Origin of the sequence: Nonomuraea sp. NPDC059007 (genome assembly GCF_042740555.1) — a bacterium.
Taxonomy (GTDB): domain Bacteria; phylum Actinomycetota; class Actinomycetes; order Streptosporangiales; family Streptosporangiaceae; genus Nonomuraea.
This window is the reverse complement of record NZ_JBHYJD010000017.1, coordinates 126,852-141,081: the sequence shown is the minus strand read 5'-3', so window position 1 is coordinate 141,081 and position 14,230 is coordinate 126,852. Positions and strand designations below refer to the sequence as shown.

Genomic DNA, 14,230 nt, shown 5'->3' with positions numbered 1-14,230 from the left:
CGACGGCGGGCCATCGCCTCTTTTCTGACGTGTTCGGCAGCTCGATCTCGTGTCAGCAGCACACGCAGGGGCTCGCCGGGGCAGGGAGGGCGGGGGAGATGCGGCGCCGGGAGCGGGCGGGAGCGGGCAGCGAACAAATTCGACGAGACAGTCAGCGCTCCGGCAGAGGCGCTCAGGGAGAGACGCGGAGGGAGGCACGGGGAGCGCTGAGGAAGAGGCGCGCCGGGGGCGGCGGGAAGGAAGACGGCGAGGACGGGAAGGCAGGGGGAAATGGCGAAGGGGAGTGGAGAAGGGAAGGGGGAGGGCGGCGTTGAGGTGGGAGTGCGGAAGGGAGGGTGGTGGGCGTGCGGAAGGGACAGCGCGGGGCCGAGCGCCTGGAAAAGGGTGGCTCGGCCCCGGTGACGTCAGGCGAGGTCCGGGCCCGGGGTGTCTACTCCGGGGTGCCCGGGTGGTGAGGTGGTGCCGAAGGTGTCGCGGAGCTGGAGTTCGCCTTCGATGACGCCGGCCAGCCGTCGCACCCCCTCCCGGATCCGATCCGGCTCCGGGTAGCAGTACGACAGCCGCATCTGACGGCTCCCGCTGCCATCGGAGAAGAAGCCGGTCCCGGGAACGAACGCCACCCGCTCCGCCACCGCCCTAGGCAGAATCGCCTTCGAGTCGAGGCCTTCGGGCAGGCTGGCCCAGACGAAGAAGCCGCCCGCGGGCCGGGTCCACGTGACGCCTGCGGGCATGAGGTCGGTCAGCGCGTTCAGGAGGGCGTCGCGGCGTTCGCGGTAGAGCTCCTTGAACGTCTTGATCTGCTCGCGCCACGGCTGGGTGGCCAGGTACTGCCCCACGGCGAGCTGGGTGAAGGAGGAGTGGGACAGAACGGCCGACTCCATGGCGAGGACCAGCTTGTCGCGGATGGCGTGCGGAGCCAGGGCCCAGCCCACCCGGAAACCCGGGGCCAGAGTTTTGGAGAACGAGCCCAGGTACACGACCCCGTCGGGGTTGTCGGCGCGCAGGGCGCGCATGGGCTCGCCGTCGAAGCCGAGCAGTCCGTACGGGTTGTCCTCGACGATCAGCACCCCGGCGCGCTGGCAGATGTCGAGCACCTGCTGGCGGCGGGCGGCGTTGAGCGTGACGCCTCCGGGGTTGTGGAAGGTCGGGATCGTGTAGAGGAACTTGATCGTGTTGCCGGCGGCCTGGAGCGCGTAGATGGTCTGGGCCAGGGATTCGGGCACGAGCCCCTGATCATCCATGGTGATATGGACGACTTTCGCCTGGTATGCGCTGAATGTGCCCAGGGCGCCCACATACGAGGGCCCCTCGGCCAGCACCACGTCACCCGGGTCGATGAAGATGCGGGTGATCAGATCGAGGGCCTGCTGGGAGCCGACTGTGACGACCACGTCGTCCGCACCGGCCTCGATCCCCTCCAGGCGCATGACCTCGCAGATCTGCTCGCGCAGATGCGGATCGCCCTGGCCGGAGCCGTACTGGAGCGCGACCGGGCCACGCCTGGTGACCAGGTCGGAGACCAGCTCGCCGACCATGTCGAGCGGGAGGGCCGTGACGTACGGCATGCCGCCGGCCAGCGAGACCACCTCGGGCCTCGATGCGACGGCGAAAAGAGCTCGGATCTCGGAGGCGACCATCCCGGTAGCTCGCGCGGCGTACCGATCGACGTAGGCGTCGATGCGCGACCCTTGGGTCGCGGGCGTCTGACCGTGATCCGTCTCTTCTGTCACGGTCCACCTCCTAGGTGTCAAATGGAGCCGAGAGACCAGAGTACGTGACTGGCCACGATCGCCGTGCACCCGCTCCCCGCTTCGTCACTGGGCTACGATGCCAGCTGGGGACGCGGAATTCGCGCGTTTTTCCGGGTCAACGATTGGGGCCGTAGTTGTCGCGTCGGCTGGTCAACATCACCCTGGACAATCTCGACGATCTGCCGCGCCGTTGCCGGCGGTGTGTTTTCTGGGAGCTTGACCCGGTCAGCGGCGAGCGCGCGGCCGACGCGGGCGACCCCGGGCTTGAGAAAGAAGCGTGGATTTCCGGAACGCTCCTGGAGTGGGGCAGCTGCGGGAAGATTCTTTATGTCGACGGGGTTCCGGCGGGGTTCGTGCTCTACAGCCCGCCGCTCTACAGCCCGCGTTCCGTGGCCTTCCCCACCTCGCCGGTCAGCGCGGACGCGGTGTTGCTGATGACGGCCCACATCATTCCGGAGTTCTCCGGGGGCGGGCTGGGGCGCATGCTGATCCAGGGCGTCGCCAAGGACCTCACCCGGCGCGGGGTCAAGGCCATCGAGGCGTTCGGCGACCTGAAGTGGGAGAAGCCGGGCTGCGTGGTGCCCGCCGAGTATCTGCTTTCGGTCGGCTTCAAAACGGTACGGCCGCATCTCCGCTTTCCGCGGTTGCGGCTTGAGCTCAAGACGGCCGTCTCGTGGCGTGAGGACGTCGAGGTGGCGCTGGAGAGGCTCCTCGGGTCAATGAGCCCGGAAAGAGCATTGCGTCCCGTCTGAGGGCGTTCTAGGGCCCCGACAGACGCAGGCCCGGGAGAACCAGGTCTCCCGGGCCGCGAAAACCGGCTAGATGATGCCGTCGAGCTCGCGCATCAGCATCGCCTTGGGCTTGGCGCCGATGATCTGCTTGACCACCTCACCGCCCTTGTAGACGTTCAGGGTCGGGATCTGCAGCACGCCGTAGTTGCGCGGGACCTCGGGGTTCTCGTCGATGTTCAGCTTGACGATCTCCAGCTTGTCGCCGTGCTCCTTGGCGATCTCCTCGAGGATGGGCGCGACCTGACGGCAAGGCCCGCACCACTCGGCCCAGAAGTCGACCAGCACCGGCTTGTCGCTCTTGAGGACTTCGGCCTCGAAGGTGGCGTCGGTTACAGCCTTCACGATTGCGCTCCTTAGTTCTCGTGGGTGGCCAGCCAGCGCTCGGAGTCCAGGGACGCCGAGCAACCGGTGCCGGCCGCGGTGATGGCCTGGCGGTAGATGTGGTCGACGACGTCGCCCGCGGCGAAGACGCCTTCGACGTTGGTCTCGGTCGTCGGCGCGGAGACCTGGACGTATCCGTCCTCGTCGAGGTCGATCTGGCCCTTGACCAGGTCGGTGCGCGGGTCGTGGCCGATCGCGAGGAACAGCGCGTCGGTCGCCAGCTCGCTCTCCTCGCCGGTCTTGACGTTGCGCAGCTTGACGGCTTCGACCTTGTCGGCGCCGAGCACGTCCACGACCTCGGTGTCCCATATGAAGCGGATCTTGTCGTTGGCGAACGCGCGCTCCTGCATGATCTTGCTGGCGCGCAGCTCATCCCGACGGTGGACGACCGTGACCATCCGCCCGAACCGGGTCAGGAACGTGGCCTCCTCCATGGCGGTGTCACCGCCGCCGACGACCACGATGTCCTTCTGCCGGAAGAAGAACCCGTCACAGGTGGCGCACCACGACACGCCGCGTCCGGACAACCGCTTCTCGTTCTCCAGGCCGAGCTCGCGGTAACCGGAGCCCATCGCCAGGATGACCGACTTGGCGTAGTACGTGTCGGTGTAGGTCTTGATGACCTTGGGGTTGGCTTCGAGGTCGACCTCGATCACGTCGTCGGCGACCAGCTCCGCGCCGAAGCGTTCGGCCTGCTTGCGCAGGTTGTCCATGAGGTCGGGGCCCATGATGCCGTCGGGGAAGCCCGGGAAGTTCTCCACGTCGGTGGTGTTCATGAGCGCGCCGCCCGCGGTGACGGACCCCTCGAAGACCAGCGGCTTGAGTTCGGCGCGTGCGGAGTAGACGGCCGCGGTGTATCCAGCGGGGCCGGACCCGATGATGATCACGTTACGGACGTCGCTCAACGCTCTCACGCCTTCCTCGTCTGCTGTTGCCTGTGGCGTCAACAGATCCTAGGCCCGCGTGATTCCCTTCCCTGCCCACAAAACGAAAGAGCCCACCGAAGTGGGCTCTGACGTGGGATTTCGCTTACCAGCGGCCGACTGTCGGCTTGCGAAGGTTCTTGCAGTTGAACGGGTCCACAACGTCGAGCCTGAGCTTGTTCTTCGGCTGGTTCTTCCAGGAGGCGACGATCAGCGCCTCCTGACCGTTGTACTGGCCCTGGTCGACCGCGAAGACCTTCAGCTTGGTGCGCGAGGAGACCTGGTTGACGCACTTGGAGACGCCGGTCGGCGTCTCACCGCCGCCCAGTACCTCGGCGTTGCCCATGAAGCCCACCATCGGCTGGCGCAGGTTCTGGTCGCTGTAGTTGTGGTTGCTGTCGGTCAGCGCGTAGCCACGGCTCCTGATCTCGTTGCGCGTGGGTTCGGGGCTAGAAGGTTGCGCGGCCTGCAGGCCGCTGCTGCCGTTCCCGCCCGAAGCCGTGAGCATCCCACTAGACAGTACGGCGGTGCCGACCACCACAGCGGCCGCGGCCGAGGCGACCGCGGGCAGAGCCCACCGGCGCCGCCGAGAGGCCCTTTGCCGAGCAGGGACGATCGTGCCGTCATCGGCGACCACCCCGAGGCGAACCGGCGTCTCAGCGGCCGTTTCCCACGGCGCGTCCCGCATGAGCTCGTCCCAGTCGGGCGCTTCCGCCAGGCCGACTCCGCCTCTGGAGGCCTCGGCCGCCAGCGCCTTGTCGATGCGTAGCGCGACTCCCATCGGCATCGCCGGTGTGGGGGTCGCCGCGAGCACCTCGCGAACCGCCGCCAAGTCCGCCAGCTGCGCCCCGCAGGGGGTGCACACCGCGAGGTGTTCGCGTACTTGGCGCGCCGTGCCGACGTCTAGAAGACCCTCGGCCAGCTCGGCCAGGATCTCGAGGTCGTAGTGCGTATCACCCGTCACGAAGTTCTGCTCCCTTCGCGGATGAGACGCGACCGAGGTCCGAACGGTTCCGCAGATGCGAAAGAATTGGGGCAAGTTTCGCGCGTCCCCGCGCACAGCGGCTTTTCACCGTCCCGCTGGGGACTTCGAGCACTTGAGCTGCGTCTTCGACCGAATAGCCCATCATGTCGACCAGCACAAGAGCAGCTCGCTGATCGGCGGGCAGGAGTTTGAGAGCAGCCGAAACCTCCATGGAAACTTCACGTTCGAGTGTCTGGTCGGGCATCGGTGTGTCACGTTCGGCGGCTTCGATGAGCTCGTCGTCGGCGACCGGCCGGACCGATTTGCGGCGCATCCGGTCGAGGCACGCGTTGACCACGATGCGGTGGAGCCAGGTGGTGACCGCGGCCTCGCCGCGGAAGGTGGCGGCCTTGCGGTATGCGGAGACGAAGGCGTCCTGGACGGCGTCGGCCGCTTCGTCCGGGTCGCCCAGGGTGCGGAGGGCAACCGCCCACATGCGGTCCCGGTGCCTCTTGACTATCTCGCTGAACGCATGTGGATCCCCGTCGATGTGCGCGGCGAGCAGCTCCGCATCGGAATGCTCTGCGCCTGAGGGTGTCTCGGGTGGGGAGTTCACAAGGGGGTTCCTGATTATGCTGATCCGGGAGAATGCACTACTACGTCATAGATGGTGCCATGAAACCCGCCATCGTCCGCAGGAAGACGCGTAAACCAGATCAAAACGTACTGGCCGCTTGCGGGCTGCTCAGGCGTCAGAGTGATCTTTCCTGAGCCGTCCTTGTGACGTGCCACGGTCTTCAGCGAACCCAGCTCGCGCGAGTCGCCCACCTTCAGCTCGACGTCGCTGCCCGAGGCCCCGGACAGCGTGGCCACCACGTCGCTCACCTGGACCGGCTTGCCCATGTCGAGCAGCAGGCCGACGCCGTCCTTGAGCCCGCCGAGGTCGGCGTCGTTGTAGTTCTCGGTCTTCCAGAACGTGCTGGGCTTGCCGTCGATGGCCGCCGAGGCCCGGTCCGGCTTCTCCGAGCCGTCGCCGAGCGGGTCGAAGCCGTCGGCCTTGGCCGGCTTGACCGGCTGGATCTCGGCCGCGGCCGTCTTCGACGTGCTCGGCTCGCCGCCGCCCGCCTCGGGCTCTGACGGGCTGCCGAGGCTGCGGCCGATCGTCCACGCGCCCACGCCGACCGCCGCGATGACCAGGAGCACGACCACGGTCATCAGCAGCCGGTTGAGCATGCTGCCGCCGCCGTTCTGCGGGCGGTTGGAGATCACGGTCTGCTGGGGCGGAGGTTCGCGCCGGGTGTCGAGGCCCTCGGAACGGGAGGTCGTGGTGACCGACGGCGCGGGCGAGGCGTACGAGATGGAGATGGGCATGGGCCGCGGGACGCCGGACAGTTCCTCGGCGACCTCGGCCGGTGTGGTCAGCGCCGGATGGCCCTTGCGCGACTCGGGCAGCACCGCCCGGACGGTGATCGTGTCGAGGTAGCCGGGCAGGCCCGCGGTGACCTGCCGGGGCGTGGCGAAGTGGCCGTCGATCATGGGCGCTGCGGGCAGCCCGCCTTCGTCCTCGTCGCCCGGCCAGTGCCCGGTCAGGCCGGCGTACAGCAGCCGGCCGAGGCCCTCGGCGTCCTCGTGGGCCGGGTGGTCGGCGGTGAGCCCGGCCAGCGCGGCGTCGACCGCCACGCCGAGCACCTTGACCGTGTTGCCGGTGGTCCACACCAGGTGGGCGGGGCGCAGGCAGAGGTGGTAGAGGTCGGCCTCGTGCGCGTGGGCCAGGGCCTCGGCCGCCTCGGCGACCAGGCCGGCGGCGCGCTCCGGGTCCAGCGGCCCGGCGGCCAGCAGGTCCGACAGCGACTCGCCGGTCACCCACTCGCTCACCACGTACGCGTGGTCGTCGTCCTGGGCGGCGTCGAAGACCTGCGTCAGCCGGGGATCGGTGAGGCGGCTGGCGGCGCGGGCGGCGGTGACGACCTCGTGGACACGCGGGAAGTCGGGGGCGAAGGTCAGAACGGACACGGGACGGGCGAGGATCTCGTCGATGGCTTTCCACAAGGTTGCACCGTCGGACTCGCTCACGCGGTCCTCCAGCCGGAAACGCTCAGCGAGGCGCGTGCCCGGTTCGACCGCCGACGTGCTCACTGACCTTCTCCGCTCCGCCGATCGGGCGAGTCCGTGCCTCGACACACCTTCGTGGAGGAATCCCACGTAGGCACGCTATGTCGGGTGGATCCGCCCACGCCCCTCCTGCTGCCATTCGCGCGTGTCCGCACCATCGTAGTGCCGCGCCGTGTACGCCCGCGTTCTTTACCGGCCTACCCGTCCCGCGACCATTCCAACGATTGAGTTGACCTCGGGGATGCGCATCTTATGGGCAATGGCCAAGTAGAGCAGCCCGCCGAGACCGCCGCCGACCGCCAGGATGATCAGAGAGTTGAGGAAGGCGAGCTCGCCGAAGACCTGCTGGCTGACCCACACCGAGGCGAGCGCGAGCACCGCGGTGGGCATCGCGGCCAGATACATGCGGGTCAGCGCGGTGCCGATGGTCCAGCCGCCCAGCCCGGCCGCGCGCCGCGAGGCCATCATCCAGGCGACCACCGCACCCAGCGCGTACGCGCACGCGTAGGCGAACGCGAGTCCCATCACCACGTAGGCCGGCGGCAGCAGCGCGTTGGCCACCAGCATCAGCACGGCGCCGGCGGCGGTGGTCCCGGCCCCGATGAAGACCGGCGTGCGGGTGTCGCCGAAGCTGTAGAAGACCCGGAGCAGGAGCTGGAAGACGGCGAAGGGCATGAGGGCCAGGCCGTACACCTGAAGGACGTTACCGATGTAGACGGCGTCGGCGACGGCGGTCTCGCCGTGGGCGTAGATCGGCACGGTGATCGCGGGACCGAGCACCATGAGCAGGAGCGAGGCCGGGACCATCACGCACGAGATCAGCCGCACCCCGGAGCCGAACTCCGAGCGCAGGTCGTCCATGCGCCCGTCGGTGACCGCGCGGCTCATCTTGGGCAGCATCGCGGTGATCACCGAGACGCCGATGATGCCGTAGGGCAGCTGGAAGAGCTGGAAGGCGTAGGTGTACGGGCTGACGCCGTGGTTGGGCACCGCGTCGCCGGCGGCGCTGGCCAGGTTGGTGATCAGCATGAAGCCGAGCTGGGTGATGACGACGTAGCCGATCGTCCAGCCGCCCGCCTTGGCCATCTCGCCGAGCCGGGCGTTGCGTACGTCGAGGCGGGGCCGGAACTGGAAGCGCGCCCGCTTGAGCGCGATGACCAGGACGGTCGCCTGCGCGACGATGCCGGCGGTGGTGCCCAGGCCGAGCAGCGCGAGCTGGCCGTCGCTGACGGTCGCCAGGTTGTCGCCGCCGGAGTAGGCGAGGAACACGCCGATGACCACGATGTTGTTGAGCACCGGCGCCCACATCGGGGCGGCGAAGCGGTCGCGGGTGTTGAGGATGGCGCCGGCCACCGCGCCGAGGCCGAAGAAGGCGAGCTGCGGCAGGATCAGCCGGGCCAGCAGGACCGCGACCTCGTACTGCCGGGATCCGGGCCGCCAGTTGGTGTAGAGGTCGATGAGCAGGGGGGCGGCCAGCACCGCGAGCGCCGCCACCACGATGAGCGCGAGCGTGGCCAGCGTCAGCAGCCGCTGCTCGAAGGCCCGCCCGCCGTCGGCGTCGCGCTGCTGCGCCTGCACGATCATCGGCACGATGACGCTGCTCAGCACGCCCAGCAGGAGCAGGTCGAGGATGGAGTACGGGATGGCGTAGGCGACGTTGTAGGCGTCGCCGAGCAGCGCGGTGCCGACCGCCGATGCCAGCACCATCGTGCGGACGAAGCCGGTGACGCGCGAGACCATCGTGCCGGCGGCCATGATCGCGCTCGCCCTCATCAGGCGGCTCATACCTTCTCACTCTCCCGGGCCTGCGCCGCTCGCGCCGGACGCTTCTGCGAGCGCCGCCGCAGGATGCGGGTGACCACGGCGGCGAGCATGACCGACAACGCGCCCCCCACGATGACGAGGGCGATGCCGGTGTAGCCGGTGGTCCTGATGGTCAGCTTGACGGGATCACCGTACGCCACGCCGTCGGCCGTCTCCAGCTGAACGGTGATGGTCGCGTCGCCGCTGGTCTTGACCGTCATGGGCACCGGCACGGTGCCGATCTCGCCCTTGCCTATCGTCATGCGTTTCTTGACGTACTTGGGGTCGATCTGCAGCAGCTCGCGGTTGTTGGAGGACACGTCGACCATCAGCGTGACCGACGTGCTCAGCCCGTTGCGCACGCTGATGGGCACCTGGCCGTCGACGCCGGCCAGCGTGCGCGGCTGGTCGCGGCTGGCCCCGCTGATCGTGATGAGGCCGAGCCGGTCGTCGAGCGACGAGACGACCTGCTTGGTGGCCGACCGTCCGGCCCGCGTGCTGTTGCGCCAGGCGGAGGAGGTCAGGCGGAGCACGGCGTTCTCGAACCCGGCCGAGCGCTTGTCGGTGGTGATCCGGGTGGCCAGATCGGCCTCGGCGGCGGCCACCTTGACCGGTTCGAGGTACTTCTGGCTGAGCTCTTCCTTGCGGTCCTGCTCGGTGTAGACGAGTCCGGTACGCGGCGTCTGCACCTTGGCCGGCTTGATCGAGCCGAGCTCACCGGAGGCCAGCCACGGCAGCCGGGCCGCGGTCTTGAGCAGCGCCGAGACGAACACCGGGTCCGGGGACCAGCGCCGCGACGGCGCCACGACCAGGTTCCTCGGCCTGACCTGGCCGGGCTCGGCGGCGATCATCGCCGTCTCGGCGATGAAACGCTGCTTGTTGAGTACGGCGGTGCGCCCGGCGGCCGAGTCGAGCTCGAACATGCGGCTCAGCTCCTCGTCCGGCAGGAGCGCGGTGACCGGGCCCGAGACGCTGTCGAGCGTGGTGGCCGCGTCGAGTGTGGTCGTGGCCGGCGTCTGGGGCGGCACGTTGGCCGGGTTGAGCAGGACGGTGCCGACCTTGCTGACCGACAGCAGGTCGAGGGCGTCGTCGTCGAGCTTGCCCGCCACCGGCCAGTTGGCCGAGGTGGGGATGTCGCGCTTGAAGTGCCGGGCGGCGGCCACGTCGGCGGCGGCGATCGCCGTGTTCACGCCGTTGTCGGGGCCGTGGTGGGCCAGCGCGGCCACGTCGGGGTCGCCGTACGGGATCGCCACGACGGGCGCGCCGGTCAGCGAGGTGCGCAGGGAGTCCAGCCACGGCGCGGCGGCCGGGTCGGCGGGCTGCTTCTTGCCGTTCTTGAGCGTGTAGCCCTTGGTCATCGCCTGGACGTCGTCGAGCAGGCCGGGCTCGACGAACCAGGTGACGTACTTCGGCGCCGTCTTGGCGAGGGCGGCGAGGTCGGCCAGGCGCCCGCCGGGCTTGAGCGCGGCGGCGAGCTTGTCGTCGGTGAACGTGGCGTCGTCGGAGCGGTGCGGCGCGTCGACGATCGGCAGCGCCACCGACAGCCGGTTGCGCGGCAGCTTGGGCGTGGTCGGCGGCATGTAGGTGAGGAAGGTGTGGGCCTTGGCCAGCGGCTGCCAGGACGCCGCGACCGGCACGACCTCGACCGTGATCGGGTAGACGCCGAAGGCGTTCATGCCGAGTTGCATGGGCGTGACCGTGAGACTCCAGTCGACGCTCGCGCCGGCGCCGATCGCCGGGATGTTCATGAGGGAGGTCGGTGAACGCCGGGGCAGCTGGTTCGCCTGGTCCTCGGCGAACGCCTTGATCGAGGCGCGGTCGGTGATGCGCTGGCTGGTGTAGCGCACGCCCACCTGCACGCCGGTCAGGGCGGCCCCTGTGCCGTTGCGGAGCGTGCCCGACAGCCTGATCTGGTCCGTGGGCTTGGTCGGCAGCTCGGGCGTGATCGCCTTGACGGTGAGGGTCAGCTCCTGTCTGGCCGTCATGGCGGCAGCCGTACCCGGCGTTGTCGCGACCACGGGGGCGAGCAACGCGGCGGAGAGGACTGCGAGAAGCGTGGCCTTTCCGATCACGCGTCAGTCCGGGGTGGAGTACGGCGCACGCCCGCAATGGTACGGGCTCAGTGCCGTAGCGCGACCGTCTGGCGGGAACCTCTGGGCCTTGGCGCCCGGAGGTCCATGGACTTGCCAGACATGAGTGACAGCAGGTCGTACGCGCGCAAGGTGAGGGCCGTGTGGCGTTCACCCGTGGCGAGGAAGACGGACTGATGATCAGGCTTGATGCGGTCGTCGATGAGGACGGCGAGGGTGGGCGGCAGCAGCAGCGGGCAGACCAGCCCGGCGGCGTAGTCGGTAACCTCGTTGACCACGAAGGCCGGGGCAGGGTGTACTTTCCTGGCCCCGAGCAGTCCCCCGACCACTCCAGGCCTGGGCGGTGCGGCGACGGTGGACACGACGGCGACGGCCTCCCGGCCCAGCCTGGTGACCGCCTCGAACATCGTCACGGCCACGCAGCGGGAAGGGGCTGCGGAGATCGTCTCGGGCAGCTCGTCCGCGCATGTCATGGGGCGCGGAAGGCGTACGATCTCATGATGGACCTGGTGTGCGAGGAGCCAGCGGTGGATCGCGAGGGCGTCCTTCATAGATGAGCTCCTAGCCTCGTTCCATGGCCCCCGACGGTCTCTGACCGACGGTAACCCGGACCTGGTGTGGCTCGGGGGATATGTTCCGTAATGCGTGAAGGACCTACCCAGCTTGCCGGACTCAAATCAGCACTTTCACAAGATCGCCCCGGTCGCCGACGAGCTCGGCGAGCTGTTCGCCGCCCGAGGGCACGAGCTGGCCCTGGTGGGCGGCTCGGTGCGCGACATCCTCCTCGGGCGCATCGGCAACGACCTCGACCTGACGACGGAGGCCCGGCCGGAGCGGGTGCTCGAACTCGTCAAGGACTGGGCCGACTCCGTCTGGACCATCGGGATCGACTTCGGCACGGTCGGCGTCCGCAAGGGCAACTGGCTGCTGGAGATCACCACCTACCGGAGCGAGTCCTACGACCCCAAGTCGCGCAAGCCCGAGGTCGTCTACGGCGACACGCTGGAGGCCGACCTGGAGCGCCGTGACTTCGCGATCAACGCGATGGCGGTACGGCTGCCCGACCACGAGTTCGTCGACCCCTACGGCGGCGTCTCCGACCTGACCGCGAAGCTCCTGCGCACGCCGGGCACGCCCGAGCAGTCCTTCGACGACGACCCGCTGCGCATGCTGCGCGCCGCCCGCTTCGCCTCCCAGCTGGGGTTCACGGTGGCGCCCGAGGCGCTCAGGGCGATGACCGAGATGGCCGAGCGGATCGAGATCGTCTCCGCCGAACGCATCCGCGAAGAGCTCGACAAGCTGGTCTGCGGCGCGTACCCGCGTGAGGGGCTGGGGCTTCTGGTCGAGACGGGTCTGGCCGCGCACGTGCTGCCCGAGCTGCCCATGCTCCGCCTGGAGATCGACGAGCACCACCGGCACAAGGACGTCTACGAGCACTCGCTGACCGTCCTCGACCAGGCCATCGCCCAGGAGGAGGACGGCAAGGCCGACCGCATCCTGCGCTGGGCGGCGCTCCTGCACGACGTGGGCAAGCCCAAGACCAGGCGGCACGAGGCCGGCGGCCGGGTCTCCTTCCACCACCACGAGCTCGTCGGCGCGCAGATGACCAAGAAGCGCATGACCGAGCTCAGGTTCCCCAAGGACGTGGTGGCAGATGTGGCCCGCCTGGTCGAGCTCCACCTGCGTTTCCACGGCTACGGCTCGGGGGAGTGGACCGACAGCGCCGTACGCCGCTACGTACGCGACGCCGGTCACCTGCTCGACCGCCTCCACAAGCTGACCAGGGCTGACTGCACGACCCGCAACAAGCGGAAGGCGGCCCTCCTCTCGCGTACCTACGACCAGCTCGAAGAGCGCATCGCCCGGCTGGCCGACGAGGAGGAGCTGGCCAAGATCCGGCCGGAGCTCGACGGCAACGAGATCCAGCGGGTCCTCGGCATCGGCCCGGGTCCGATGGTGGGCAGGGCCTACAAGTTTCTGCTCGACCTCCGCCTCGACCGGGGCGTGCTCGGCAAGGAGGCGGCCACGGAGGCGTTGCTGGCGTGGGTTCGGGAGCAGCAGAAGGGCTAGTGCCCGGCGCGTCCTCTCCTCAGCGCGCGGAGGGGACGCGCGACGGCGCCGTGACCAGCCGGTAGATCAGCGCGCTGACCAGGTAGCCGACGGCGATGATGCCGACGGCCAGGTACGACTTGCCGTTGGCGGGCAGGATCGCCGCCGAGAGCCCGGCGGCCAGCACGAACATGCCGTTGAACAACATGTCGTAGAGGGAGAAGGCCCGGCCCAGGTAAGCGTCCTCGACGTCGCGCTGGACGGAGGTGTCGGCGCAGATCTTGACGCTCTGCCCGGCCAGGCCCAGGACGAAGCCGGAGATCCACAGGCCCCACTCCTGGAAGGGCGTCACCAGGATCGCGGACAGGACGCCGGCCGTGACCAGCATCAGCGGCACCCAGCGCTCGACCGGCATACGTTCGGTGGCCAGGGGCGTGACGATCACCGCCAGGGCGTAGCCGACGGCGGAGGTGGCCACGACCACGCCGATGCCCTTCAGGGCCGCCTCGGAGTCGCCGTTGGTGAAGTAGTAGCGGTAGAGGATGATGCCGAGCGCGGTGGCCATGCCGTACATGAAGCGGTGCGCGGCCATGGCGCCCATCGCCGCGGCGGCCCTGCGGCGGTGCGCGAGGTGCTTGGCGCCCTCCACCAGGCCCTTGAGGACGTTGCGCACGGCCTCCTTGACCTGCGGCCGGTTGGGGTCGAAGTCGGGGCCGAGCAGGTCGCGGCGCATGGTCCTGGCGACCAGGGCGCTCAGGCTGAACAGCACGCCCGAGGTGACCAGCACGAGGGCGACGCCGGAGTCACCGGGTCCGAACACGCCGCGCATCAGCGTGGCGACGCCGACGCCGACGAAGGTGATAACCGTGCCGGAGGTCGGCGTGACCGCGTTGGCCGCCATCAACTGGTCCCTGGGCACCACGTGCGGCAGGGAGGCGCCCAGCGCGGCCAGGAAGAAGCGGTTGACGCCGAGCACGCCCAGCGCGGCCGCGTAGAAGAACTCGTCGGGGGTGTCGAGGGCGACCAGGGCGGCGGCGATCAGCAGCAGCACCCCGCGGACCACCGGCGCGATCACCAGGATCTGGCGCCGCGACCACCTGTCGATGAAGACGCCGACGAACGGCCCCAGGATGCTGTACGGCAGGAACAGGACCGCCATGCCCGCCGCCACCTGCAGCGCGGTGGTCTGCTTCTCGGGGCTGAAGAAGGCGAATCCGGCCACGCCGAACTGGAAGATGCCGTCGGAGAATTGGGAGACCAGGCGGGTGCCGAACAACCGTCGGTAGTCCCGGCCCTGCAGGACCACACGGAGATCGGCGACAAATGACACGCAGCCAGCCTAGCCGCCGGCGGCTGCCGCGCTGCT

The 14,230-nt window shown here is 69.2% G+C and carries 12 protein-coding genes; 2 read left to right on the top strand and 10 right to left on the bottom strand.

Going from position 1 to position 14,230, the window contains the following annotated elements:
- Window positions 1-404: 404 nt before the first annotated feature.
- Window positions 405-1,637: a PLP-dependent aminotransferase family protein gene (locus ACFWY5_RS27715; RefSeq protein ID WP_379613252.1), complete on the bottom strand. Its 1,233-nt coding sequence runs from the start codon at window positions 1,635-1,637 to the stop codon at window positions 405-407.
- A gap of 248 nt (window positions 1,638-1,885) precedes the next feature.
- On the opposite strand from ACFWY5_RS27715, the gene ACFWY5_RS27710 reads away from it, so the two are divergent.
- Entirely contained in the window at window positions 1,886-2,503 is a 618-nt protein-coding gene (locus tag ACFWY5_RS27710) for a GNAT family N-acetyltransferase (RefSeq protein WP_379613058.1), read from the top strand.
- A gap of 66 nt (window positions 2,504-2,569) precedes the next feature.
- Here ACFWY5_RS27710 and trxA read toward each other — a convergent pair whose 3' ends face one another.
- The 8 genes from trxA to ACFWY5_RS27670 form a co-directional block, all read right to left on the bottom strand.
- The gene (gene trxA, locus ACFWY5_RS27705) at window positions 2,570-2,884 is read right to left on the bottom strand and encodes a thioredoxin (protein ID WP_379613059.1); all 315 of its coding nucleotides are present in this window, start codon (window positions 2,882-2,884) and stop codon (window positions 2,570-2,572) included.
- Between the two features lie 11 nt (window positions 2,885-2,895).
- Complete coding sequence (gene trxB / locus ACFWY5_RS27700) at window positions 2,896-3,828, bottom strand: thioredoxin-disulfide reductase (RefSeq protein WP_379613060.1); 933 nt, start codon at window positions 3,826-3,828, stop codon at window positions 2,896-2,898.
- Window positions 3,829-3,952: 124 nt separating this feature from the next.
- Window positions 3,953-4,810 carry an anti-sigma factor family protein gene (locus ACFWY5_RS27695; protein WP_379613061.1) on the bottom strand — a complete coding sequence of 286 codons (858 nt, stop codon included), beginning with the start codon at window positions 4,808-4,810 and terminating at the stop codon, window positions 3,953-3,955.
- Entirely contained in the window at window positions 4,800-5,426 is a 627-nt protein-coding gene (gene sigM / locus ACFWY5_RS27690; protein ID WP_379613062.1) for an RNA polymerase sigma factor SigM, read from the bottom strand. The genes ACFWY5_RS27695 and sigM overlap by 11 nt, the downstream gene beginning before the upstream one ends.
- 14 nt (window positions 5,427-5,440) lie before the next feature.
- Entirely contained in the window at window positions 5,441-6,946 is a 1,506-nt protein-coding gene (locus tag ACFWY5_RS27685; protein ID WP_379635254.1) for a protein kinase family protein, read from the bottom strand.
- Window positions 6,947-7,111: 165 nt separating this feature from the next.
- Window positions 7,112-8,707: a murein biosynthesis integral membrane protein MurJ gene (gene murJ, locus ACFWY5_RS27680; RefSeq protein WP_379613064.1), complete on the bottom strand. Its 1,596-nt coding sequence runs from the start codon at window positions 8,705-8,707 to the stop codon at window positions 7,112-7,114.
- Window positions 8,704-10,797: a DUF6049 family protein gene (locus tag ACFWY5_RS27675; RefSeq protein WP_379635252.1), complete on the bottom strand. Its 2,094-nt coding sequence runs from the start codon at window positions 10,795-10,797 to the stop codon at window positions 8,704-8,706. Before ACFWY5_RS27675 ends, murJ begins: the two co-directional genes overlap by 4 nt.
- 47 nt (window positions 10,798-10,844) lie before the next feature.
- On the bottom strand, window positions 10,845-11,366 hold the full coding sequence (locus ACFWY5_RS27670; protein ID WP_379613066.1) for an aminoacyl-tRNA deacylase: 522 nt from the start codon (window positions 11,364-11,366) through the stop codon (window positions 10,845-10,847).
- A gap of 112 nt (window positions 11,367-11,478) precedes the next feature.
- Here ACFWY5_RS27670 and ACFWY5_RS27665 point away from each other — a divergent pair, with 112 nt between their 5' ends.
- Window positions 11,479-12,885: a CCA tRNA nucleotidyltransferase gene (locus ACFWY5_RS27665; protein WP_379635250.1), complete on the top strand. Its 1,407-nt coding sequence runs from the start codon at window positions 11,479-11,481 to the stop codon at window positions 12,883-12,885.
- Between the two features lie 19 nt (window positions 12,886-12,904).
- On the opposite strand, the gene ACFWY5_RS27660 is transcribed toward ACFWY5_RS27665, so the two are convergent.
- On the bottom strand, window positions 12,905-14,194 hold the full coding sequence (locus ACFWY5_RS27660) for an MFS transporter (protein WP_379635248.1): 1,290 nt from the start codon (window positions 14,192-14,194) through the stop codon (window positions 12,905-12,907).
- Between the last annotated feature and the right edge of the window lie 36 nt (window positions 14,195-14,230).

What these genes read in the sequence shown, in the direction of transcription:
- ACFWY5_RS27715 (WP_379613252.1), bottom strand. Translation starts at nt 1,637, where the DNA reads ATGGTCGCCTCCGAGATCCGAGCTCTTTTCGCCGTCGCATCGAGGCCC.
- murJ (WP_379613064.1), bottom strand. Translation starts at nt 8,707, where the DNA reads ATGAGCCGCCTGATGAGGGCGAGCGCGATCATGGCCGCCGGCACGATG.
- ACFWY5_RS27670 (WP_379613066.1), bottom strand. Translation starts at nt 11,366, where the DNA reads ATGAAGGACGCCCTCGCGATCCACCGCTGGCTCCTCGCACACCAGGTC.